The organism is Embleya sp. NPDC025285, assembly GCF_055558835.1.
On the sequence record NZ_JBVHLU010000022.1, the window covers coordinates 68,299 to 90,478 of the forward strand.

Here is a 22,180-nt window from a genome sequence, read left to right on the forward strand (position 1 = left end):
ACACGATTCGACAACTGTCTGTAACGATGTAACAGATCGGCTTACAGGTCGTGCAAGTTGCGCCGAGTGGACCTACGGTGTGCCGCACGCAGTACCGATTCGGCAGTGCCCGCTCCACAGCTCATGGCTCCCGGCACCACTTGTGTTGTTCCCGGCGGAGGTGGCAAGAACGTTGTCTGCACGACGCACGACCGCACGTCGCACGGCTCTCGTCTCGATGATGGTGGTCCTCGGTATCACGGCCACCGCGTGTGGCGGATCGGACGACTCCGGCTCCTCGGGCGGCAAACAGTCGACCGTCCAGGGCGAGGCCAAGTCCGGCGGCAGCATGACCATGCTGGCCGTCCAGGACTCCGCCTCGCTCGACCCGTTCAAGGCCGCGTCCGTCGCGGTGGCGGACGAGCCGCGCCTGGCGGCACTGTACGACCCGCTGTTCTACATCGACGCGGCGGACAACTCGGTCAAGCCGCACCTCGGTGCGAGCCTGGCCACCTCGGACAACGGCAAGACCTGGCAGCTCAAGCTCCGGCCGGGGGTCGTGTTCTCCGACAACACGCCGTTGAACGCCGAGGCGGTCAAGTTCAACTGGGACATGCACGCGAAGGCGGAGACCCAGTCCCAGCACCGCCAGATAGCCGCCGGGCTGACCAGCAAGGTGGTCGACGAGACCACGCTGGAGATCACCCCGCTGGGCATGCCGAACGCCAACCTGGACCGCGCGATCGCGATCGACCTGACCTACATCGCGTCGCCCGCGTCGCTGGCCAAGGGTCCGGACGAGTACCGCAACAAGCCGGTCGGCGCCGGCCCGTTCAAGCTGGAGAGCTGGACCCGCGGCAGCCAGCAGGTCTACGTCAAGAACGAGAACTACTGGCAGAAGGACAAGGGTCTGCCCAAGCTGGACAAGCTGACCATCAAGAACGTGCCGGACGTCAAGCAGCAGTACAACACCGTCAACAGCGGCGGCGCGGACATCTTCGTGAGCTCCGACAACGCCACCATCGCGCAGGCGGAGAAGGCGATCGGCGTCGTCCAGCGCTCGGTCGACGGCGGCCAGATGATCCAGTTCAACATGACCAAGCCGCCGTTCGACGACCCGCGGGCACGGCAGGCGATCACCCTCGCCCTGGACCCGGCCGGCATCCCCAAGACCCTCGCCAACGGCTACGTGCCCGCGAAGGGCTACTTCGCCCAGAAGTCGCCGTTCTACGACGCGGCGAGCGCGCAGGCCGCGCCCGACAAGGCCAAGGCCAAGCAGCTCTTCGACGAGCTCGAACGCGACGGCAAGAAGGTCGAGTTCAACTACCTGCTGCCGCAGAACCCGTCCTCGGTCAAGGTCGCCGAGTGGATGCAGACCCAGCTCGCCGAGTACAAGAACGTCTCGATGAAGCTGGAACCGCTGGAGATCGGCGCCTACATCGAGAAGTACGCGTTCCGCCGCGACTTCCAGGCGATGCTCTTCCAGCAGTGGCTGGTCGACCCCGAGCCGCTGGCCTTCAACAACTGGTTCTCCAAGAGCCCGACCAACTTCATCGGCTGGAACAACCCGGCGGTGGACGCGGCCCTGGTGACCGGCCGCAACTCGACCGACCCGACCATCCGCAAGAAGGCCTACTCGGAACTGCAGAAGGCGATGTCCGCCGACCTGCCGGTGTGGACGTACGCCGAGTCCTCGATCGGGGTCCTGTTCAACAAGAAGGTCACCGGTGTCGCGCAGTACAACACCGGCGTCTTCTTCATGGACCGGGTCGGGCTGAAGTAGTCCCGCCTCCCCGCCGTTCGGCCCCCGTCCGCCTCGCGCGGGCGGGGGCCGACGCGCGTCACGCGGTGGGGAACGGCGCCTCGGGCAGCTCGCGGGCCACCCGGGCGGCCAGGTCGCGCACCGCGGGATCGCTCGGGAAGCGCCCGGCCAGTGCCTCGACGGTGCGCCGCAACCGCACGATCAGCCGCTCGGAGCGCACCCGGGAGGCGATCTCCAGCGCCGCGCCGGCCTGCTCGACCGCGGCCGGCGGGTCGTTCTCGATCAGGAACACCGTGGCCAGCCCCACCCGGGCGAGCGCGAGGCTGCGGACGAACTCGTCGGTGCCCCGCAGCAGCCGTACGGCCTCGCCCAGCCGCTCCCCGGCCGGGGTCACGAACGCCGGTCGGGTGTAGGCGAGATCGCGATACGCGTGCCCGCTCTCGGCGAGCAGTTCGGCCCGGTCGAAGTAGCGGATCCAGTCCGGCTCGGTCCCGGGCCGGCTGTCGGCCAGCGCCTGTTCGGCCAGGCCCAGCGCGCGCCTACATCGATCCGCGTCGCCCAGCGCGGCGTACGCACGCCCCTCCAGCGCGCACAACATCGCCTGGAGCCCCGCTCCGCCGGTGTCCCGGCTGCCGTACTGGGCCAGGTGGATCAATTCCAGCGCGTCCTCGGGCAGCTCGTAGTGGATCATCTGCCGGGACATCACCCCGAGCACGTTGGCCCCGAACGGCGCGTCGTCGCACTCCTTCGCGGCGTGCAGCGCGAGCACCATGTACTTCTGCGCGCCCGGTTGCAGGCCGGTGTCGTAGGACATCCACCCGGCGAGCAAAGCGAGTTCGGCGGTCAGACCGAGCAGCCGGGTCCGGACGGCGGCCGACCGCTCGGTGCGCAACAGGTCGGTGAGCGCGTTGAGTTGTCCGATCACCGCCTTGCGCCGCAGCCCGCCGCCGCCCTGCATGTCCCAGCGCCGGAACAACCGCACCGAGTCGCGCAGATGTTCGGTCGCGGCGGCCGGCAGCCGCATCGGGCGAGCCGGCCCCGAACGGTCGCCGACACCGATCGACGGCGCGCTCGGTGTCGCGGGCAGCGGCGCCGACCAGCGCTGGAGCGGTTCGACCAGATCGCGGCCCGCCGCCAGGCGCAGCGCCGGGCCGACGAACTCCTGTCGGCCCAGCAGCAGATCGCCGCGGGTGTACTCGCCGAGGATCTCCACCACGGTCTCGAACGTCCAGGGCAGGTCCACGCCGAAGTCGCCGTGCGGCTCGTCCGGCTCGCGCAGGCCCAACTCGTCGATGCTGACCACCCGACCGAAGCGTCGGGTGAACAACTCGGCCAGGATCTGCGGTATCGGCTCGCGCGGTTGTTCCCCGTCCAGCCAGCGGCGCACCCGCGAGGTGTCGGTGCTCACGTGGGGGGCCGACATCGCCCGCGCGTGCCGGTTCACCTGGCGGGCCAGCTCGCCCTTCGACCACCCGCTGCGGGCGAACCACGCGGCGAGCCGGTCGTTGGGTTGCCGCCCGCCGTCCGGCTCGTGTTCGTCCGCGGACCCGCCGTCCCGCGTTCGCGTCGTCGCCACCGCATCGCCCCCATGCCCTCAGCGGTCCGGCCGGTCAGGCGTCGGGCCCCGATGGGAACCGTACGCGCAGGCCCGTTCGCCGAACGTATTCGCAACTCGCGCGCAGGCGTCGGTCGATGCGCCAAACGCCAGGCTTCGCCACCCCACGCGCCCGGGACGCGCCAGGGGGGAACCGGCGTTTGACTGATCATCGACACAGCGTCGACGACGACTGCCGGTCCTGTTCATATCGCGCGGAGCCGACAGCCGTCGAGATGACGTTCTGCGGTCACAGCGTAACCAAACGTAATGAGTGCCGTTGGGGAGGACATGGACATCATGCTCGGATCGCGCCGGCGTACGCGGGCCGCACTGTGGCAGGCGGTGGCCGAGTTCGCGGAGGAACGCGGCTGGCCGGTGGCCCAGGGTGCGCACCTGGTACGCGACGGACGCGGCACCCACTGTTCGTGCGGCCGCGTCACGTGTGCCGCGCCCGGCATGCACCCGGCGGACCCGCGCTGGTCGGAGCGGGCCACCGCGTCGCCGGCCGCGGTGCGCTACCTGTGGTCGCAGTGGCCGGACAGCACGGTCGTGGTCCCCACCGGCCGGGTCTTCGACGCGATCAGCGTGCCCCGCCAGGCGGGCACCCGGGCGCTGGTCCGGCTGGAGCGCATGGGCACGCCGCTGGGCCCGGTGCTGGCCACGCCGACCGGGCGGGTCGCGTTCCTGGTCGCCCCCGGCGCGGCGGCCGAACTACCCCACCTGCTCTACCAGATGGGTTGGGACGACGCCGTCCTGGACCTGCGCTGCCACGGTGAGGGCGACTACGTGTTCGCGCCGCCGTCGCCGATGGGCATGCTCGGCCCGGTGGAGTGGATCCGCCCGCCCGAGAGCGGCGACCCGGCGCTCCCGGAGGCCCGTCTGCTGCTCGGTACGCTGGCCTACGCGTGCCACCGCAAGGACGCGTCGTCGACCGGCCGAGGACTGTGGCTGGCGTCCTGACGCCACCCGGGTCCGGACCCGAAAACGCCGGACGGGCCGTGTCGGCCCGCCCGGCGTCGCAGCTCGAACCCGCTCAGTCGCCGATCAACGCGTCCACGAACGCGGACGGCTCGAACGGCGCCAGGTCGTCGGGCCCCTCGCCCAGGCCGATCAGCTTGACCGGCACACCCAACTCGCGCTGCACCGAGACCACGATGCCGCCCTTGGCGGTGCCGTCCAGCTTGGTCAGCACGATGCCGGTGATGTCCACCACCTCGGCGAACACCCGGGCCTGGACCAGACCGTTCTGACCGGTGGTGGCGTCCAGGACGAGCAGCACCTCGTCGACCGGACCGTGCTTCTCCACCACCCGCTTGACCTTGCCCAGCTCGTCCATCAGGCCGGTCTTGGTGTGCAGGCGGCCGGCGGTGTCCACGAGCACCGTGTCCACGCCCTCGGCGATGCCCTCCTTGACCGCGTCGAACGCGACACTGGCCGGGTCGCCCGCCTCCGGCCCGCGCACCGTGTGGGCGCCCACCCGCTCGCCCCACGTCTGCAACTGGTCGGCGGCGGCCGCACGGAAGGTGTCCGCGGCGCCGAGCACCACGCTGCGGCCGTCCGCGACCAGGACCCGTGCGAGCTTGCCGGTCGTAGTGGTCTTGCCGGTGCCGTTGACGCCGACCACGAGCACCACGGCCGGACGGTCGCCCCCCTCGCCGCCGGTGTGCCGGGCCGTCTTGAGGGTGCGGTCCAGGTCGGGGCCGAGCAGCGTGAGCAGTTCCTCGTGCAGCAGCGCGCGCAGCTCCGCGGGCGTACGGGTGCCCAGCACCTTGACCCGGGTACGCAGGCGCTCGACCAGTTCCTGCGTGGGCGCCACGCCGACGTCGGCGGTCAGCAGGGTGTCCTCGATCTCCTCCCAGGTGTCCTCGTCCAGGTGCTCGCGCGCGAGCAGCGCCAACAGGCCCTTGCCGAGCGTGCTCTGCGAGCGGGCCAACCGGGCGCGCAGCCGGACCAGCCGCCCGGCCGTCGGCTCGGGCACCTCCAGCGGAACGAGTTCCGGCTCGGCCGGCACGACGATCGACGTCTCCGGCAGATCGACCGTGTCGACGGTGCGCCGGGGCGCTTCGACGGGCGGGGCGGCCTCGTCGCCGACACCCGGCTCGACCGGTGTGCGCGGCGGCGCCGGCGGCGCGCCCTTGCGGCGCGAGCCGACCACGAACCAGCCGGCGGCGCCGAGGACGACGAGGGCAATGACGACGATCAGGATCACAGTCTCCATAGGACCTCCAGTCTCCCAGACCACCCGGCGCCGAACCGCGACCGGCCGCTCCCGGCGGGTCCGCGTCCGGCCGCCCGGCCGTGACCGGAAGACCGTTGAATCCTGACACTGCGTCAGATAGCTTGCCAGAGCCAAGCACCGTCCGGCAGATGACACGTGTCCGAGACGGCTTCGGCTCGACCCGGAAGGTGTTCACGCTCCATGGCTGTCACGAATCTGCGGTTCAACCAGGTCCTCCCCGGTCTCGACCGGCAGGAGATGTCCGCGCGTTATCGGGCCACCGTCGAGATGGCGGCCTTCGCGGACAAGAACGGGTTCGACATGATCAGCCTCGAGGAGCACCACGGCGCGGACAACGCGTGGAGCCCCTCCCCGCTGAGCACCGCGGGCGCGATCTTCGGCGCCACCGAGCGGATCGGCGTGATCGTCTGCGCACTGCTCGCCCCGCTGTACGACCCGATCCGGCTGGCCGAGGACATCGCGGTCCTGGACAACATCAGCGGCGGCCGACTCTCCCTGGTCGCCGGCCTGGGCTACCGGCCCGAGGAGTACGCGGCGCTGGGCAAGGACTGGAAGCGGCGCGGGAAGATCCAGGACGAGGTGCTGGAGACGCTGCTCAAGGCGTGGACCGGAGAGCCGTTCGAGTACCGCGGCACCACCGTCCGGGTCACCCCGAAGCCGTTCACCGACCCGCACCCGATGGTCATGGTCGGCGGCACCGCCAAGGCGTCCGTACGCCGCGCGGTGCGACTGCGCCTGCCGTTCTACGCCGCGGCGCCGATCCCGGAGCTCGAGCAGTACTACTACGAGCTCGCCGCCGAGGAGGGCTTCGAGGGCGGCTTCGCGATCCTGCCCCCGGTCAAGACCCGGATGATCTTCTGCACCGAGGATCCGGACAAGGCATGGGCGGAGTACGGCGAGTACTTCCTGCACGAGGCCACCACGTACGCCGGCTGGCAGACCCCCGACATAGCGTCGGTGGTCGAGTCCTCGGCCACCACGGTCGCCGCACTGCGCGAGGAGGGCATCTACTGCTGCCTCACCCCCGACGAGTGCGTCGAGATCGGCCAGGCCGGCGGCCTGACCGACGCGCTGATCCTGCACCCGCTGGTCGGCGGCCTGCCGATCGACGCGGGCTGGGCCAGCCTGCAACTGTTCAACGACAAGGTGATGCCGCGCAACGTGCCGGCCGAGTAGCCCGGCGCCCCGCACACGGCGGCGGTCACACCCTCGACTCGACCGGGGTGTGGCCGCCGTTCGTGTTCACCCGCTCGCGGCGACCCCGCTCATCGGCTCCGCGTGCTCGGACGCGACCCGCCGGTCCTCCTGCCGCAGCCGCTGGCTGATCACCGTGGTCACCCCGTCGCCACGCATCGAGACGCCGTACAGCGCGTCCGCGACCTCCATCGTGCGCTTCTGGTGGGTGATCACGATGAGCTGCGAACTCTCCCGCAGCTCCGCGAAGATCCCGATCAGCCGCTGGAGGTTCATGTCGTCCAGCGCCGCCTCGACCTCGTCCATCACGTAGAACGGACTGGGCCGGGCCTTGAAGATCGCCACCAGCAGGGCCACCGCGGTCAGCGAGCGCTCACCGCCGGAGAGCAGCGACAGCCGCTTGACCTTCTTGCCCGGCGGCCGGGCCTCCACCTCGATGCCGGTGCTCAGCATGTCGTCCGGATCGGTCAGGATCAGCCGGCCCTCGCCGCCGGGGAACAGCCGGGCGAACACGCCCACGAACTCGCGCGCCGTGTCGTGGTACGCCGCCGTGAAGACCTGTTCGACCCGCTCGTCCACCTCCTTGACCACCGTCATCAGGTCGCGGCGGGTGTTCTTCAGATCCTCCAACTGCTCGGTCAGGAAGTTGTGTCGCTCCTCCAGGGCGGCGAACTCCTCCAACGCGAGCGGGTTCACCTTGCCCAGTTGCACATGCGCCTTCTCCGCCGCGCGCAGCCGCTTCTCCTGCTCGGCCCGGACGTAGGGCCGCGGCAGCGCCTCGGGCGAGTCCGGGTCGCGCTCCTCGCCCTCGGCCGGCGGCGACGGCGGCACAAGTTGGTCCGGGCCGTACTCGGCCAACAGGCCCTCGGCCTCGATCCCGTGCTCCTCCAGCGACCTGGCCTCCAACTGCTCGACCCGCAGCCGCTTCTCCGCGCGCAGCATCTCGTCCCGGTGCACCGAGTCGGTCAGCTTCTCCAACTCGGCGGCGAAGGCGCGGGACCTGCCGCGCTCGCGGGCCAGCTCCGCCTCGTGCGCGGCCCGGGCGCCCTCCGCCGCGTCGCGCTCCGCCCCCGCGCGCGCCAACGAGGCGTCGACGTGGCGCAGCAGTACGTCCGTGCCCGCGAGCACCGCGCCCGCGACCCGCGCCTCCACCGCCATCCGCTCCCGCCGCCGGGCGGCGCTCGCCCGCGCCTCGCGCTCGGCCCGCGCGCCCCGATCCAGCGCGTCGGCCCGGCCGGCCAGCGAACGCACCCGCTCCTCGTGCGTGCGCACCGCGAGCCGGGCCTCCATCTCGGCCTGCCGCGCGGCACTCGCACCGCCCGCGAGCCGGTCCCGCTCGGCGGTGTCCGGCTCCTCGTCGCCCTCGGCCGCGTTGTACTCCTCGGCCGCCTCCAGCCGCGCCGACAGTTCCTCGACCTTGAACTCCTCCTGGGCCCGCGCCGCCTCGGCCTCGGCCACCGCGCCCGCCAGCCGCTCCGCCTCGCCGGCCGCCGCCCGGGCCTGGCCGCCGAGCCGGCCCAACTGCTGCGCCGCCGCGGCGGCCTTGTGCTCCGCCTCGCGTCGTTGTGCCGTGATCCGCTCGACCGCGGCAGCCGCCTCGCGCCGGGTCGCCACCGCATCCGCCAGCGCGTCGCCCAGCCGCGCGCACCGCCCGGTCAGCTCGGCCAGCCGCTCGGCCGCCTCGTCCACCGCCGCCTGCACCTCCAGCAGGCTCGGCGCGCTCGCCGACCCGCCGTGCGCGAAGCCCTCGCCGACCAGATCACCCGCCCGGGTGACCGCCCGCACCCCGGGCAGCGCCCGCACCAGGTCCGCGGCGGCGGCGAGGTCCTCGACGACCGCGACCCGATCGAGCAGCCCGGCCACCGCTCCGCGCAACTGCTCCGGTACGGACACCAGACGCGCCGCGTACACCGCGCCCGCCGGCAGCGCAGGCCACCGCGCCGGACCCCCGGCCGCCGACCCCGCCTCCGCGACCCCGCCGAGCAGCAGAGCGGCCCGGCCCGCGTCGTCCTTGCGCAGCAGCCGCAACGCCTCCACGGCCGGCTGCACACCGGTCACCGCGATCGCGTCCGAGGCCGCGCCCAGCGCCGCCGCGACCGCCTGCTCGGCGCCGTGCTCGACGGTGACCAACGCGGCCACCGTGCCCAGCACGCCGGACAACCGGTCCCCCGCCGCGAGCAGCGCGCCCGTACCGTCCTTGCGCCGAAGCCCCAACTCCAGCGCCTCCTTGCGCGCGGTGACCGCCGAGCGCTCCCGCTCGGCCTCCTTCTCCGCGTCGCGGGTGGCCGTCAACGTCTCCTCGGCCTCGGCCAGCGCCTCCTCGGCCGTGCCCAACCGGGCCTCGATCACGGCGAGTGCGGACCCGCCGCCGTCCTGCGGAGCGCCCTCGACCCCGAGCCGGAGCAGCTCGTACTCCTCCTGCGCGGCCGCCGCGCGCTCGTGTGCCTCGTCCCGGGCGCCGACCAGCCGACCGATCTCGGCCTCCGCCGCGGCCACCCGGCTGCGCGCGGCGCCGACCCGGCCGACCAGCCGGGCCAACCCCTCGCGGCGGTCCGCCAGCGCCCGGGCGACCTCCTTGAGCCGGCGCTCCTCCTCGACCAGGGCGCGCTCCAACTCGCCGCGCTGCTCCACCGTCTCGGCCAGCTCGACCTGCGCGGACTCGAGCGCGGCGGCGAGTTCCGCCTCCTGCCCGCGGATCCGCTCCGCCTCGCGCTCCATCTCCTCCGGGTCGCGCCCGCGCCGCTCGTCGGCGGGCGCCGAGGTCGCGTGCTTGACCCGCTGCCGCGCCAGCCCGGCCGTCCCGCGCACGCGTTCGGCCTGTGCGGACAGCGCGTACCAGGTCTCCTGGGCCCGGGCCAGCCGCGGCGCCATCGACCGCATCTCGGTCTCCAGGTGCGCCTCGCGTACCTGGACCGCCCCGAGTTCGCGCTCCACCGCGGTCCGCCGCTCGCGCAACGCGGCCTCGTCCGCGACCTCCTCGGCCAGCGCTCGCTTGAGCCCCACGAGGTCGTCGGCGAGCAGCCGCAGCCGCGCGTCCCGCAGATCGGCCTGGATCGCCGCCGCCCGCCGGGCCACCTGGGCCTGCCGTCCGAGCGGCTTGAGCTGCCTGCGCAGTTCGTTGGTCAGGTCCTGCACCCGGTTCAGGTTGGCCTGCATCGCGTCCAGCTTCCGCAGCGCCTTCTCCTTGCGCTTACGGTGCTTGAGTACGCCCGCGGCCTCCTCGATGAACGCCCGTCGGCCGGTCGGGTCGGCCTGGAGCACCGAGTCGAGCCGCCCCTGGCCGACGATCACGTGCATCTCCCGGCCGATACCGGAGTCGGAGAGCAGTTCCTGGATGTCCAGGAGGCGACAGGTGCTGCCGTTGATCTCGTACTCGGATCCGCCGTTGCGGAACATCCGTCGGGTGATGGTGACTTCGGAGTAGTCGATGGGCAGCGCGCCGTCCGCGTTGTCGATGGTCAGGCTCACCTCGGCGCGCCCGAGCGGCGGTCGACCGGCGGTGCCGGCGAAGATGACGTCCTCCATCTTGCCGCCGCGCAACGTCTTGGCGCCCTGCTCGCCCATCACCCACGACAACGCGTCGACCACGTTCGACTTGCCGGAGCCGTTGGGCCCGACGACGCACGTGATCCCCGGCTCGAAGCGCAGCGTCGTCGCAGACGCGAAGGACTTGAAGCCACGCAGTGTCAGACTCTTCAGGTGCACGCGACGAAAGAGTAGTCGGGGGCACTCGGGCGATTCGTCCGGTCGGTCCCTTCCACGGCGTGTCGGGTACCCCGGATGGGGGTATCAACCGCTGGAAGCGAGTGGGTGGGCGCAAGGGGGCATGGCGGGGACGGGCACAGGGGGAAGACCGAGGTACCGGGCGCGCGGATGGTGGTGCGTGCCACAGGGGTCGCGCGGGACCCCGGGAGAGCGAGTCGCTCAGACATCGGGTTCGCAGACACAACCGGCTTCTCGGACCGGGTGGTTCGGGGCACACTGCGGTTCGAGAACACCTCCGGAAACGACAAAGGGACGCCGGAAGGCGTCCCTGGTTATCGCTTGCGCGGACCTACGCTCGCGAAAGCGCGGGTTCCGCCGCCGCGGATACGTCGAAGCCGGCAAGCAGCTCGTCCGAAGCGGCGGCGTTGAGCGCGTCGTTACGCTCCTGGGCACGGACGAGTTCCGTTTCCAGGTCACGAACACGCTGCTGGAGCCGTCGATTCTCGGCGAGCAGTCGGGGATCGGGGCCACCGACGTAACCGAGAAGCGCCTTCGCCATGAGAGGGTCCTCCACGCTGAAAATGAATGACCACGCAGATTCGCGGGTCTAAATGTGGCACCCGGCCGCAAGGCTCCTGATAGGGTGCGCGGGCTTCCAGCGTCGCACCAAAAACGCAGGAGGTCAATATCATAACGGCACGATAACGAGACCTTCACCCGATCAAACGCGGTTCGACCGCGGACTGGGGTGACGGCTGTCGTGCTGGGTGTACGAGATCATCTTTCGACCTCCACCGTCAAGAAGATTCCGGTTGTCCGCCAACTCCGGACGGCCGTGCCCTAGAGTCACTCCGGCACGACACCCGTTCGGGTGAACTGATATCCCCTGCCGGAAGGTGACTCAACCCTCCATGGCCCGGCACAGCCGCACCTCCTCGACCCCGGCCCGCCCGCGTCGACGACGCGCGAGGGCCCGACGTCGACGCGTCGCCCCCCTGCTCGCCCTGTTGGCCCTTCTCGCGCTCGGCGGGACGGTGGCCGGCCTGGTCGTCTCGGATCGGGCCGGCGAGTCCTCCGGCAACCGGGTCGCCGGTGCCGACAAGCCGTTGCCCGGGCACGGCGCCGACGGGTCCGGCCCGTCGGGCGCCGCCGGAGCCGACCGCACCGGCGACGGAGCGTCCCGAAGCCTGCTCCCGGGCGCGGCGACCACCGGCCGCACCGCGCTGCCCGGCGCGAGCGCCGACCCCACGCCCTCCGCGAGCGCGGTGCCGAGCGCACCGACCACGAGCGCGGCCGGCACCCCGAGCGCGACCGCCTCGCCGAGCAAGCCCGCCCCCACCCCGAGCACGAGCACCCCGACCCCATCCAGCGGCCCCGAGGACAAGGTGCTCGCGGCGGTCAACGAGGAGCGGGCGAGCGCGGGCTGCGGTCCGGTCAAGAACGACGCCAAGCTGGTCGCGCTGGCCCGTGCGCACAGCGCCGACATGGCCGCCCGCGACTACTTCGACCACAACACACCCGAGGGGCTCACCCCGTGGGACCGCGCCGAGAAGGCCGGCGTGAGCTACCTGGGCGCGGAGAACATAGCGCGCGGCCAAAAGACCGCCGACGCCGTGATGCGCGCCTGGATGAACAGTCCCGGCCACCGCCGCAACATCCTCGACTGCGGCCTGACCAAGCTCGGGGTCGGCATCAAGGAAGGCGCCAACGGCCCCTGGTGGACCCAGGAGTTCGGCCGCTGACCCGACGGCCCGGCCCGGGCGGACCCGGGCCGGGCCTCGGCGCGAGCCGAGCCGGCCGAGCGCCTCAGCGCGGCCCCACCCCGAGCCGGTCCGCGAGCAGGCCGAACACGTACAACCCGGATTCGCCCTGGTTGCGGGCGAGCACGAGGTCGACCGCCTGTTCGCCGGCCGCCCGACCCGCCGCCCGCGCCCAGCGCACCGCCGCCGCGACCACCTTCGGGCGGGCCCGGTCCAGCACCTCGCCCACCTCGTCGCGCAGTCGGGCATAGCGCTCGGGCCGACGCAACTCGCCGTCGTCGTCGAAGACCTCCGCGCCGGCCCGGGCCGCCTCCACCTCGAGTCGGCCCATCGCCAGATGCGCCGCCGCCTCCCCCGGATTCAGCCACGCCTCCCACGCGCCCGCCTCGCTCATCCCCTGGACGTGCGCGACGTGCGTCTCGAAGACCCAGCACACCAACACCGGCGAGTCCGCCTTGGCCGCCAACGCCTCCAACCACGGCCGCTCGAAGGCGTACGGGTCGTCCTCGTGCCGCACGTGGGTCGCGGTCCAGCCGTCCGACGACTCCCACATCGTCCGGGCCGGGTGCGCCGCCGTGTCCACGTGCGGCGCGAACTCGGACAACGGCCGCGCCCCACGCACGACGACGATGTCCCCGTTGAATCCCATGACACGCGCTCCCTGGGTTCCGGTGCCTACGCCCCGACCGTCGCCTTGCGTGGCGTCCGCTGACAGGTCGGACAGAAGTAACTGCTGCGATTCATGAACGAGATCCGCCGGATCGGCGTCGCGCACCGGTTGCACGGCTCGCCCTCGCGGCCGTAGGCGTCCAGGCCGCGCGAGAAGTAGCCGCTCTCGCCGTTCACGTTGACGTACAGGCTGTCGAACGAGGTACCACCCGCCGCCAACGCGTCGGTCATCACGTCCCGCGCGGACGTGAGCAGCAGCGTGGTCTGCGCGAGGGTGAGTTTCCCGGTCTGCCGGGCACCGTGCAGCCGGGAGCGCCACAACGCCTCGTCGGCGTAGATGTTGCCGATCCCGCTGACCAGGGTCTGGTCCAGGAGTGCGCGTTTGACCTCGGTGTTGCGCCGGCGCAGCGCCGCGTGGAAGAGCGCGTCGTCGAACAGCGGATCCAGCGGGTCGCGGGCGATGTGCGCCATCGAGGGCGGCAGTTCGGCGCCGCCGCGCTCGACCGCGAGCCCGCCGAAGGTGCGCTGGTCGACGAAGCGCAACTCGAGCCCGCCGTCGGTGAAGGCGAACCGCACGTGCAGGTGCTTCTCCCGGGGTGCCTCGGGCGGCTGGACCAGGAGTTGGCCGCTCATCCCCAGGTGTGCGAGCAGCGCGTCCTCGGGCGCCTCGGCACCGGGCGCCACCAGCGGCAGCCACAGGTACTTCCCGCGTCGGCGGGCGGCGTGCACCCGGGCACCGGCGAGCGCGTCGGCGAAGTCCACCAGGCCCGCCAGGTGGCGCCGGACGGCGCGCTCGTGGGTGACCTCGACGTGTGCGATGGTGCGACCCACCACCCACTTCTCCAGTCCGCGACGGACGACCTCGACCTCGGGCAGTTCGGGCACCTTGCACTCCCCCTGGGGACGGCACAACCGGAGACGACACGACTGGAGAGAACACGAACGCACGGGACACGACACGGACGCCGGCCCGGGCCGGATCCGAGAATGCGAAAATGCCTGCCGGTAGGTGAGATCGTGCCGGGCGACCGTGAGGTCGGCGACCGGTTCGAACTTACCTATCGGCAGGCATTGGCTCGGAGACTACGCGGTGGCGGCCGGCGGCGTGCCGGAACCGTCTCCGTACTTGGCGCGGATCGAGTGCCAAGCGCTTTCGGCGGCCTGCTGCTCCGCCTCCTTCTTGCTCCGCCCGACACCGGTGCCGTAGTCGACACCCGCGACCCGGGCCAGTGCGGTGAAGGTCTTCTCGTGGTCGGGACCGGTCTCGGAGACCACGTACTCGGGGACTCCGATGCCCGCCGCGGCGGTCTGCTCCTGGAGGCTGGTCTTCCAGTCCAGGCCCGCGCCGAGATTCGCCGACTGCTCGATCAGTGGATCGAACAACCGGTGGATCAGCTCGGTCGCCGCGTCGAGACCCTGGTCCAGGTACACCGCACCGAGGATGGCTTCGAGCGTGTCCGCGAGGATCGAGGACTTGTCTCGCCCACCCGTGCCCACTTCACCTCGGCCGAGCCGGATGAAGGCGCCCAGGTCCAGTCGTCGACTGACGCCCGCGAGGGCGCGCGAGTTGACGACCGCGGCCCGCAACTTCGCGAGCTGGCCCTCGGGCAGGTCGGGGTGCCTGCGGTACAGCGTGTCGGTGACGACGAGGCCGAGTACCGAGTCGCCCAGGAATTCCAGGCGCTCGTTGGTCGGGAGCCCGCCGTGCTCGTACGCGTACGAGCGATGGGTGAGGGCGCGTTCCAGAAGGGCGGCGTCGAGCGACCAGCCCAGCCGCCCTTCCAGATCCGCGTATTGCGCGAGTGATTCCGTCACCGGAACGACCACCGGCCTGATCAGACGTCGAGGACCTGGCGGCGGTTGTAGGTGCCGCAGCTCGGGCACGCGATGTGCGACAGCTTCGGCTCACGGCAACGCTCGCAGGTCACCAGGTTGGCGGCAGTGGCCTTCCACTGGCTCCGGCGGTGCCGGGTGTTGCTGCGCGACATCTTCCGCTTCGGAACAGCCACGGCTACTTCTCCTGGTTCTCGTCGGCGCTGGACGCGCCGTCAACGTCGGCTTCGGCGGAAGGTCCGTCGAAGATGTTGGTCAACTTCGCCCACCGGGGGTCGGCGAGCTCGTGACTGTGGTCGGGGTCCTCCGCGAGCAGCGCTCCGCATTCGGAGCACAGGCCCGGGCAGTCCTCCCGGCACAGCGGCGAGAGCGGCAGTGCGAGCACCGTCGCGTCCCGCAGCACCGGCTCCAGGTCGAACAAGTCGTCCGTGAGCCGGAAGGCGTCCTCGTCGGCTTCCGCGTCCGGGTAGACGTACAGCTCCTGGAAACGCACCGTGAGCTCACGCTCGAGCGGTTCCAGGCACCGGACGCACTCACCGGTCAGCGGCACCTGCGCGACGCCGGTGACCAGCACACCCTCCATGACCGCTTCCAGCCGGACACCCAGCTGGATGGGGGCACCTTCGGGCGCGCCGATCACATCTGCCACACCCATGTCCTTCGGGGCCGGCACGGAGCGGGACACCTTCAGCATGGATCCAGGCCGACGCCCCAGCTCGCGTGTGTCGACGACGAGTGGTTTGCGGTGATCCAAGCGGTCCAGGACGTCCTACCTCATGCAGTGCCACCCCCCGGGATGACGGGGGGCTCGAATGGTCAGGGTGCCGACCCTCGGGGCACGCGAAAAACACGCCTCGGGCAGGGTCGGTCCGTAAGAGTATCGCAGCCCGCGCGCCAGGCCCCAAACGGGGCCATTCGAGCGGGACGATCAAGCGGCGATTCCCGCGACGCCCGGACCGACCGGACGCCGCGAGCGGGCGCCGCGAACGGCGGTGCCCGTCGCCGGACTGGGCCTAGCGCCCGCCGTCCTGCTGGAACTGGCGGACGTCGATCAGACTCGTGTCGAAGAAGCTGGTCTCGTCCAGCGACTGCGCGTACTGGGCCTGCGGGTCGTAGGCCTGCTGCTGCCCCGTGCTCGCCGGGTCGTGCTGCGCGGCGTACGGCTGCTGCTGCCCGTGCTGGTCGTACTGCGGCATGTCGTACTGGCCCTCGTAACCGCCGGCGTATCCGGTGTCCGGTCCGGTGCCCTGCGCGTAGGCGGGCTGCCCATAGGCGTCCTGGCCGTAGCCGTGCTGACCACCGTAGGGGCCGGCCTGCGCGGGCACGGTCGGCGCGGCGGGCGGCGCGGGCGGGTAGTCGGGCTGAGCGGGCTGAGCGGGCTGAGCGGGCTGAGCGGCGAACGTCTCCTCGTGCCCGTCGAGCTGCGCCTGGAGGCTGCCCGGCCGGCCCTTGGCCTGCGCGTCGGCCAACTCCTGCGCCTGCATGTACTCGCCGAGTTCGTCGGACGGGCGGCGACCGCGCATCTTGTCCCGGCCGCGACCGATCGCGCCGAGCGTCTTGGTCAGCACGACCTCGAAGTTGGCCAGCTTCTGGTCGACGTAGTCGTCGGCCTCCTCGCGGATGCGCTGGGCCTCGCGCCGGGCCTCGGACAGGATCCGGTCGGCCTCGCCGTACGCCTCGCGGGCCACCTCGGTGTCCGCGATCAGCGAGCCGCGCTCCTCCCGGGCGGTGGCCAACACCCGCTCGGCCTCGCGGCGGCCCTCCTCGATCACCGACTCGCGGTCGCCGAGCACCCGGCGCGCGTGGTCGAACTCCTCGGGCAGCAGGTTCTTGAGTTCCTCGAGCCGGGCCACCACGTCCGCACGGTTGACCACGCACGACGCCGACATCGGCATCGAGCGGGCGTTCTCCACCAGTGCGATCAGTTCATCGAGCTTGGGCTGCACGTCCACGGGCTTGCTCTCTCTCCTCAAACCGACGGTAGCCGTCGTGTTCGCCGGCATCGCGTGACGGACCGACTCGCCGCGGGCGGTCGGCCCGGCGACGAGGCACGTGCCGCGTCAGCCCTGCGCGAGCCGCTCGGTGAGCCGACGTAGCACCGTCTCCGGCACCAGGCCGGACACGTCGCCTCCGTACGTCGCGACCTCTTTGATGAGACTCGACGACAGAAAGCTGTAGAGGGGGTTCGTCGCCACGAACAACGTCTCCACCTCGGTAAGACCGTAGTTCATCTGCGCCATCTGCAACTCGTAGTCGAAGTCGGTGACCGCGCGCAGACCCTTGATGATCGCCGGGATCCCGCGCTCCTGACAGAAGTTGACCAGCAACCCCTCGAACGCCTCGACCTTGACGTTCTTGTACTGATCGACCACCTCGTGGAGCATCTCGATGCGCTCCTCGATGGTGAACAGGCCGGAGCGCTTGGCGCGATTGAAGCCGATCGCCACGTAGACCTCGTCGTACAGGCTCGAGGCCCGTCCGATGATGTCCAGATGACCGTTGGTGACCGGGTCGAACGAACCGGGGCAGACGACTCGACGCAACGGAGGTTCCCCTCGAAATCGGGTGCCGACGGGTCCGGACCCGATGGCCCGCCCGCCTGGTCAGGCTTGCGCGGCGCGACCGTACCAGAGCGTTCCCTCGCCGTAGCGACGGGATCTGATCTCGGCGAATTCGGCGGGCCACGCGAATGGCCCCCCGCGCGTGGCACGTTCGACCACGATCAGCGCCTCCTCGGCCAGCCAGCCGTGCTCGGCCAGCGCGCCGAGCAGCGCGCGCACGTCCTCGTCGGTGACCGCGTACGGCGGATCGAGGAAGACCACGTCGTACGGCTCGTCCGGGCAGGGCACGGCGGCGGTCTTCTCCGCGCGGGCCGGGCGCAGTTCCGCGCCGGGCAGCGCGACGAGCCGGATGTTCGCCCGGATCGTGCCCGCCGCGCGGGGGTCGGACTCGACCAGGAGCACCCGCGCCGCGCCCCGGGACAGCGCCTCCAGGCCGACCGCGCCGGAGCCCGCGAACAGGTCGAGCACCCGCGCGCCGTGCAGGTTGCCGCGCAGCGACTGGAGGGTGGAGAACAGTCCCTCACGGGCCCGGTCCGAGGTCGGCCGGGTGCCCTCGCCCGGCGGTGTGCTCAGTCGTCGACCGCCCGCCGCCCCGGCGATCACCCGGGTCATGCGTGCCCTCGCGGGTACTGGTGGGGCTCGCCGGTGCCCGGCGGGTCGGCCTGCGCGTACGTGTCCTGCATGGCGCCCACGCTATCGACTGGTCGCGGTGGACGAAATCCGGGCCCGTGCACTTTGTGCGACGTGTCATACACGCGGAGCCACTGGATCGTATGAGGGGTGTGCACGGCGGGGGCGCCACCGTCGTGCACCGGCGACACCGATCGCCGTCCAGGCACCGACCCCACCCGATTCCCACCCGATTCCCACCCGACCCGGGAGATCCGATGAAGCTCCGCACCTTCCTCGCCACGGTCGTCGCCGGCGCCGCGCTGGCCGCGACCGGCATGGCCCCGGCGGTCGCCGAGACCGCCGCGCCGCACACCCCCGCCGCGAACTGCTACGTCGACAGCAACGGCACCCTGCACTGCGCCAACGGCGCGAGCGACCTGCGCTCGGAGCCGTACTTCCGGGCACCCGTGGTCAGCCGGCTGAACACCACCTACAGCTACTTCAGTTGCTGGACCTCCGGTGACCCGCACTCGGGCGGCAACGACATCTGGTACTACACCGACGGCGACGACGGCGGGCACGGCTTCCTGCCCGCGCAGCGCGTCTTCACGCCGCAGGACCCGATGCCGGGCATGTACCACTGCTGACCGGTATGCGATGAGCCCACGTGGTCGGGGGACGGAGATCGTCCCGTCCCCCGACCACGTGTCCGCGCCGACGCGGCGGCGCCGATCGCACTGCCCCGTCCCCCGGAGTCCCGGTCGCGCTCTCCGGTCAGCGCGCGCAGTCCGGTACCTCGGTCTCGTTGCGGGTGCGCACGCCGGGCAGCCAGCCCTCGGCGTTGGTGCCCAGCACCACCACCCGGTACCAGTGCCGGGAGGCGACGCCGGTCTCGTCGGTGACCCGCGGGCCGTCCGTGAGCAGGCAGACCAGGAGCAGTCGGTCGCCGTGCCACACCCGATCCGCGAGGTCGGCCGTGCGCGAGGACAACTTCGGCTCCTTGAACACGCCCATCGAACACTCGAGCGTGCGCAGCGCCCGGCACGGCACCTCGGAGTTGTGGACCTCGCTCTGCACACTCGCCGCGCGCGCCGCGGGCGGCCTGGGGGCGGGCGCGTCGCTCGCGTCGTGCCGACCGACCAGAAAGGCGCCGAGCCCGACCACGGCCGGGACGAGCACGGCGGCGAGCGCGATCGCGAAGGTGCCGCGCCATCTCGACCGCGGGGCCGGCCGGCGCAGCACTCGGACCGCGAGGCCGGGCGGTTCGACACAGGCGGCCTCCGCGTCGCGCAGCCGGGTGCGCAGTTCGTGGACCGCGTCGTCCGGGTCGTCGAGGTCGGGAGGCGAGGGGTTCACCGGGTGACTCCTTCGTGTCGATCCCGGCGGCGGAACCGGCCGGAGGGGCCGCCGAGGCCGGCGCGCAGCCGGGTCAGGGCACGCTCGCGCGAGCGGGACACCGTCCCCCGGTGCACGCCGAGGATCTCGGCGGCCTGATCGATCGTGTATCCGTCCAGGTCGACCAGGAGCACCGCCGCGGCCTGCTTGGCGGGCAGCGAGCCGAGCATCCGCACGGCCTCCCACTCGGCCTCGCGCCGGGCGATCGGGTCGGCGGCGGACCGGGCCCGCTCCCCCGGCTCGGGCGGTTCGGGCAGCAGGACCTGGCGGCTGCGCACGCGCCATATGTCGCGGGTGACACTCACCAGTGCCCGGAAGGCATAGGCGTAGGGCTCGGGATGGCCGAGCAGGCGGTCGGGTCTGCGGGCCAGTTTGAGGTACGTCTCGTGCACCGCGTCCTCGGCGCTGCCCTCGCCGGCGAGCAGCACGGCCCGCCGATACAACCGAGGGAGCAACCCGCAGAAGAGCGCGTCGAAACCCTCGTCCCCCGTGCGTGCGTCCATGGCCCCCATTGGTAGCCAACCGACGGGGTGTTCCGCGTGCTCCGAACGGGTGACCGGTGGGGGCGCGTCGGAGCGGAGGGAGGGCGGTCAGCCCTTGTCGAGGTATTCCGCGCGCTCGTCGTCCAGGATGCTGGCGAGCGCGCTGCGCAGGTCGTGGTGCTCGATCAGATCCGGGTCGTTCGCCACGATCGAGCTCGCCTCCTCGCGGGCGGCCACGATCAGTTCCTCGTCCCGCACCACCTCCAGCATCCGCAACGAGGAGCGCGAGCCGGACTGCGCGTCGCCGAGCACATCGCCCTCGCGGCGTTGCTCGAGGTCGATCCGGGAGAGTTCGAAGCCGTCCAGGGTGGCCGCCACCGCGTCCAGGCGTTCGCGCGCGGAGGTGCCGCCGGGCATCTCGCTGACCAGCAGGGTCAGTCCGGGGGCGCTGCCCCGGCCGACCCGGCCGCGCAGCTGGTGCAGTTGCGAGACGCCGAACCGGTCGGCGTCCATGATCACCATCGCGGTCGCGTTGGGCACGTTGACGCCGACCTCGATCACCGTGGTCGCCACCAGCACGTCCAGTTCGCCGGCGGTGAAGCGGCGCATCACGGCGTCCTTGTCGTCCGGCGCCATCCGGCCGTGCAGCACCTCGATCCGCAGGCCGGCCAGCGGACCGGCGCGCAGCGACTCGGCGACGTCCAGCACGGCCAGCGGCGGGCGCCGCTCCTCGCCGCCCGCGGCGTCCGCGCCGATGTCCTCGGGGTCGTCCAGGTAGGCCTCGGCGGGCAGGTCCTCGTCCCGCGCGGCGGCCTTCGCCTTCGACTTCGCCTTCTTCTTGGCCTTCGGGTCGTCCTCCTCGTCGCCGATGCGCGGGCACACCACATACGCCTGGTGGCCGTTCTCCACCTCCTCGCGCACCCGCTGCCAGGCGCGGTCCAGGAAGTGCGGCTTCTCCTTGGCCGGGACCACGTGCGTGGCGATCGGCGATCGGCCGGACGGGAGCTGGGCCAGGATCGAGGTCTCCAGGTCGCCGAAGACGGTCATCGCCACCGTGCGCGGAATCGGCGTCGCGGTCATCACCAGCAGGTGCGGCGGGCGCTTGCCCTTGCCGCGCAGCGCGTCGCGCTGTTCGACACCGAAGCGGTGCTGCTCGTCGACCACGACCAGGCCCAGGTCGTGGAACTCCACCTTGTCCTCGATCAGCGCGTGCGTGCCGATCGCGATCCCGGCCTCGCCGGTGACCAGGTCCAGGAGCGCGGCGCGGCGCGCGGGCACCCCCATCGAACCGGTGAGCAGGGTGACCTTGGTGCCGATCTCCGACCCGCCGAGCATCCCGGCACCCTCGGCCAGCGGCCCGAGCATCTCCACGATCGAGCGATAGTGCTGCTGCGCGAGCACCTCGGTGGGCGCCAACAACGCGGTCTGCCCGCCCGCGTCCACCACGGTCAACATGCCCCGCAGCGCGACCAGGGTCTTGCCGGCGCCGACCTCGCCCTGGAGGAGGCGGTGCATCGGGTGTTCGGTGGCCAGGTCGGTCTCGATCTCGGCGCAGACCTCCTTCTGGCCGTCGGTGAGTTCGAAGGGGAGGCGGGCGTCGAAGGCGTCCAGGATGCCGTTCGCGCGGCGCGGGCGGGCCACCGCGGACTGGGCCCTGGCGTCCCGGCGGCGGCGGGCCAGGGCGATCTGGAGGACGAACGCCTCATCCCACTTGAGGCGGTCCTTGGCCGAGTTCACCTCGTCCCAGGAGTTCGGCCGGTGCACGTGCCCGAGCGCCTCGGCCAGTCCCGGCATGCCGCGCCGCTCGCGCATCTCGGCGGGCAGCGGGTCGCCGACCTCGCCGAGTGTGTCCAGCGCCATGCCGACGCACTGCGCGATCTTCCAGGACGGCATGTTGGCGGCGGCCGGATAGACCGGGATCAGCGCGCCCGCGAACAGGTTCGCCACACCGTCCTGATCGTCCTCGCCGATCAGCTGGTAGTCGGGCTGGCTGAGCTGGATCACGTTGTTGAACCGCCCGACCTTGCCCGCGAACAGGCCGCGCCGACCCGGGCGCAGCTCCTCCTCGCGCCATGCCTGGTTGAAGAAGATCAGGGTGAGCTTGCCGCGCCCGTCGGTGACCTCGACCTCCAGGAGGTTGCCGCGCCGATTGCGGAACTGGCGCTTGTTCACCTTGGCGATCTCCGCCATCACGGTGACGTGTTCCTCGGGCTCCAGGCGGGAGAGGTCGGTCAGGCGCCCGCGCTCCGCGTAACGCCGGGGGTAGTGGCGCAGCAGATCTCCGACGGTGTCCAGCTTGAGGGACTTGGCCAGCACCGTCGCCGTGCGGTCGCCGACGAGTTTCTTCAGCGGTTCGTCAAGGCGCGACATGCCGCCCAACGGTACTGGTCGA

The 22,180-nt window shown here is 71.8% G+C and carries 20 protein-coding genes; 5 read left to right on the plus strand and 15 right to left on the minus strand.

All coding sequences use genetic code 11. The annotated features are described in order from the left end of the window. Window positions 1-172 precede the first annotated feature (172 nt). The gene (locus ACZ4FV_RS17225) at window positions 173-1,762 is read left to right on the plus strand and encodes an ABC transporter substrate-binding protein (RefSeq protein ID WP_395872646.1); all 1,590 of its coding nucleotides are present in this window, start codon (window positions 173-175) and stop codon (window positions 1,760-1,762) included. Between the two features lie 58 nt (window positions 1,763-1,820). On the opposite strand, the gene ACZ4FV_RS17230 is transcribed toward ACZ4FV_RS17225, so the two are convergent. Next, the gene (locus ACZ4FV_RS17230) at window positions 1,821-3,317 is read right to left on the minus strand and encodes a hypothetical protein (RefSeq protein ID WP_395872644.1); all 1,497 of its coding nucleotides are present in this window, start codon (window positions 3,315-3,317) and stop codon (window positions 1,821-1,823) included. Window positions 3,318-3,605: 288 nt separating this feature from the next. Between ACZ4FV_RS17230 and ACZ4FV_RS17235 the strand changes: the two genes are divergently transcribed. Then, on the plus strand, window positions 3,606-4,298 hold the full coding sequence (locus ACZ4FV_RS17235; protein WP_395872642.1) for a bifunctional DNA primase/polymerase: 693 nt from the start codon (window positions 3,606-3,608) through the stop codon (window positions 4,296-4,298). A gap of 73 nt (window positions 4,299-4,371) precedes the next feature. Here the strand turns inward: ACZ4FV_RS17235 and ftsY are convergent, their stop codons facing one another. Then, window positions 4,372-5,556 (minus strand): signal recognition particle-docking protein FtsY, encoded by a 1,185-nt coding sequence (gene ftsY / locus ACZ4FV_RS17240; protein WP_465322858.1) that lies wholly within the window; start codon window positions 5,554-5,556, stop codon window positions 4,372-4,374. Between the two features lie 201 nt (window positions 5,557-5,757). Here ftsY and ACZ4FV_RS17245 point away from each other — a divergent pair, with 201 nt between their 5' ends. After that, window positions 5,758-6,753, plus strand: coding sequence for an LLM class flavin-dependent oxidoreductase (locus ACZ4FV_RS17245; protein ID WP_395872638.1), 996 nt, complete (start codon window positions 5,758-5,760; stop codon window positions 6,751-6,753). Between the two features lie 66 nt (window positions 6,754-6,819). On the opposite strand, the gene smc is transcribed toward ACZ4FV_RS17245, so the two are convergent. Together smc and ACZ4FV_RS17255 are read right to left on the minus strand one after the other, a co-directional pair. Continuing rightward, entirely contained in the window at window positions 6,820-10,476 is a 3,657-nt protein-coding gene (smc, locus tag ACZ4FV_RS17250) for a chromosome segregation protein SMC (protein ID WP_465322859.1), read from the minus strand. Between the two features lie 349 nt (window positions 10,477-10,825). Then, window positions 10,826-11,035, minus strand: a complete 210-nt coding sequence (locus tag ACZ4FV_RS17255; protein ID WP_395872634.1) for a hypothetical protein — start codon at window positions 11,033-11,035, stop codon at window positions 10,826-10,828. 352 nt (window positions 11,036-11,387) lie between these two features. Between ACZ4FV_RS17255 and ACZ4FV_RS17260 the strand changes: the two genes are divergently transcribed. Beyond that, window positions 11,388-12,218 (plus strand): CAP domain-containing protein, encoded by an 831-nt coding sequence (locus ACZ4FV_RS17260; RefSeq protein WP_395872632.1) that lies wholly within the window; start codon window positions 11,388-11,390, stop codon window positions 12,216-12,218. A gap of 64 nt (window positions 12,219-12,282) precedes the next feature. Here the strand turns inward: ACZ4FV_RS17260 and ACZ4FV_RS17265 are convergent, their stop codons facing one another. The 8 genes from ACZ4FV_RS17265 to rsmD form a co-directional block, all read right to left on the minus strand. Beyond that, window positions 12,283-12,885, minus strand: a complete 603-nt coding sequence (locus tag ACZ4FV_RS17265; RefSeq protein ID WP_395872630.1) for a hypothetical protein — start codon at window positions 12,883-12,885, stop codon at window positions 12,283-12,285. Between the two features lie 26 nt (window positions 12,886-12,911). Then, window positions 12,912-13,790: a bifunctional DNA-formamidopyrimidine glycosylase/DNA-(apurinic or apyrimidinic site) lyase gene (mutM, locus tag ACZ4FV_RS17270; protein ID WP_395872628.1), complete on the minus strand. Its 879-nt coding sequence runs from the start codon at window positions 13,788-13,790 to the stop codon at window positions 12,912-12,914. 198 nt (window positions 13,791-13,988) lie between these two features. Beyond that, complete coding sequence (rnc, locus tag ACZ4FV_RS17275; RefSeq protein WP_395872626.1) at window positions 13,989-14,732, minus strand: ribonuclease III; 744 nt, start codon at window positions 14,730-14,732, stop codon at window positions 13,989-13,991. A gap of 8 nt (window positions 14,733-14,740) precedes the next feature. Beyond that, window positions 14,741-14,914: a 50S ribosomal protein L32 gene (gene rpmF, locus ACZ4FV_RS17280; RefSeq protein WP_026218805.1), complete on the minus strand. Its 174-nt coding sequence runs from the start codon at window positions 14,912-14,914 to the stop codon at window positions 14,741-14,743. Window positions 14,915-14,916: 2 nt separating this feature from the next. Then, on the minus strand, window positions 14,917-15,432 hold the full coding sequence (locus ACZ4FV_RS17285) for a YceD family protein (protein WP_395872624.1): 516 nt from the start codon (window positions 15,430-15,432) through the stop codon (window positions 14,917-14,919). A 319-nt stretch (window positions 15,433-15,751) separates the two neighbouring features. Next, complete coding sequence (locus tag ACZ4FV_RS17290) at window positions 15,752-16,690, minus strand: cell division initiation protein (RefSeq protein WP_395872622.1); 939 nt, start codon at window positions 16,688-16,690, stop codon at window positions 15,752-15,754. Window positions 16,691-16,798: 108 nt separating this feature from the next. Then, the gene (coaD, locus tag ACZ4FV_RS17295; RefSeq protein ID WP_395872620.1) at window positions 16,799-17,281 is read right to left on the minus strand and encodes a pantetheine-phosphate adenylyltransferase; all 483 of its coding nucleotides are present in this window, start codon (window positions 17,279-17,281) and stop codon (window positions 16,799-16,801) included. Between the two features lie 60 nt (window positions 17,282-17,341). Then, a complete protein-coding gene (rsmD, locus tag ACZ4FV_RS17300; protein WP_395872618.1) occupies window positions 17,342-17,911 on the minus strand; it encodes a 16S rRNA (guanine(966)-N(2))-methyltransferase RsmD in 570 nt (189 codons plus the stop codon). 275 nt (window positions 17,912-18,186) lie between these two features. Here rsmD and ACZ4FV_RS17305 point away from each other — a divergent pair, with 275 nt between their 5' ends. After that, window positions 18,187-18,558 (plus strand): hypothetical protein, encoded by a 372-nt coding sequence (locus ACZ4FV_RS17305; protein ID WP_395872616.1) that lies wholly within the window; start codon window positions 18,187-18,189, stop codon window positions 18,556-18,558. A gap of 127 nt (window positions 18,559-18,685) precedes the next feature. On the opposite strand, the gene ACZ4FV_RS17310 is transcribed toward ACZ4FV_RS17305, so the two are convergent. From ACZ4FV_RS17310 to recG, 3 genes are all read right to left on the minus strand, one after another. After that, window positions 18,686-19,267 carry a hypothetical protein gene (locus ACZ4FV_RS17310; protein WP_395872614.1) on the minus strand — a complete coding sequence of 194 codons (582 nt, stop codon included), beginning with the start codon at window positions 19,265-19,267 and terminating at the stop codon, window positions 18,686-18,688. After that, a complete protein-coding gene (locus ACZ4FV_RS17315) occupies window positions 19,264-19,809 on the minus strand; it encodes an RNA polymerase sigma factor (RefSeq protein ID WP_395872612.1) in 546 nt (181 codons plus the stop codon). Before ACZ4FV_RS17315 ends, ACZ4FV_RS17310 begins: the two co-directional genes overlap by 4 nt. Window positions 19,810-19,896: 87 nt before the next feature. Beyond that, the gene (gene recG, locus ACZ4FV_RS17320) at window positions 19,897-22,158 is read right to left on the minus strand and encodes an ATP-dependent DNA helicase RecG (RefSeq protein WP_402230774.1); all 2,262 of its coding nucleotides are present in this window, start codon (window positions 22,156-22,158) and stop codon (window positions 19,897-19,899) included. Window positions 22,159-22,180: the final 22 nt, after the last annotated feature.

Coding starts and splice junctions, on each gene's coding strand:
- ACZ4FV_RS17235 (WP_395872642.1), top strand. CDS start 3,606: ATGAGTGCCGTTGGGGAGGACATGGACATCATGCTCGGATCGCGCCGG.
- ftsY (WP_465322858.1), bottom strand. CDS start 5,556: ATGGAGACTGTGATCCTGATCGTCGTCATTGCCCTCGTCGTCCTCGGC.
- ACZ4FV_RS17245 (WP_395872638.1), top strand. CDS start 5,758: ATGGCTGTCACGAATCTGCGGTTCAACCAGGTCCTCCCCGGTCTCGAC.
- ACZ4FV_RS17255 (WP_395872634.1), bottom strand. CDS start 11,035: ATGGCGAAGGCGCTTCTCGGTTACGTCGGTGGCCCCGATCCCCGACTG.
- ACZ4FV_RS17260 (WP_395872632.1), top strand. CDS start 11,388: ATGGCCCGGCACAGCCGCACCTCCTCGACCCCGGCCCGCCCGCGTCGA.
- ACZ4FV_RS17265 (WP_395872630.1), bottom strand. CDS start 12,885: ATGGGATTCAACGGGGACATCGTCGTCGTGCGTGGGGCGCGGCCGTTG.
- ACZ4FV_RS17285 (WP_395872624.1), bottom strand. CDS start 15,432: ATGCTGAAGGTGTCCCGCTCCGTGCCGGCCCCGAAGGACATGGGTGTG.
- rsmD (WP_395872618.1), bottom strand. CDS start 17,911: ATGACCCGGGTGATCGCCGGGGCGGCGGGCGGTCGACGACTGAGCACA.
- ACZ4FV_RS17305 (WP_395872616.1), top strand. CDS start 18,187: ATGAAGCTCCGCACCTTCCTCGCCACGGTCGTCGCCGGCGCCGCGCTG.
- ACZ4FV_RS17315 (WP_395872612.1), bottom strand. CDS start 19,809: ATGGACGCACGCACGGGGGACGAGGGTTTCGACGCGCTCTTCTGCGGG.
- recG (WP_402230774.1), bottom strand. CDS start 22,158: ATGTCGCGCCTTGACGAACCGCTGAAGAAACTCGTCGGCGACCGCACG.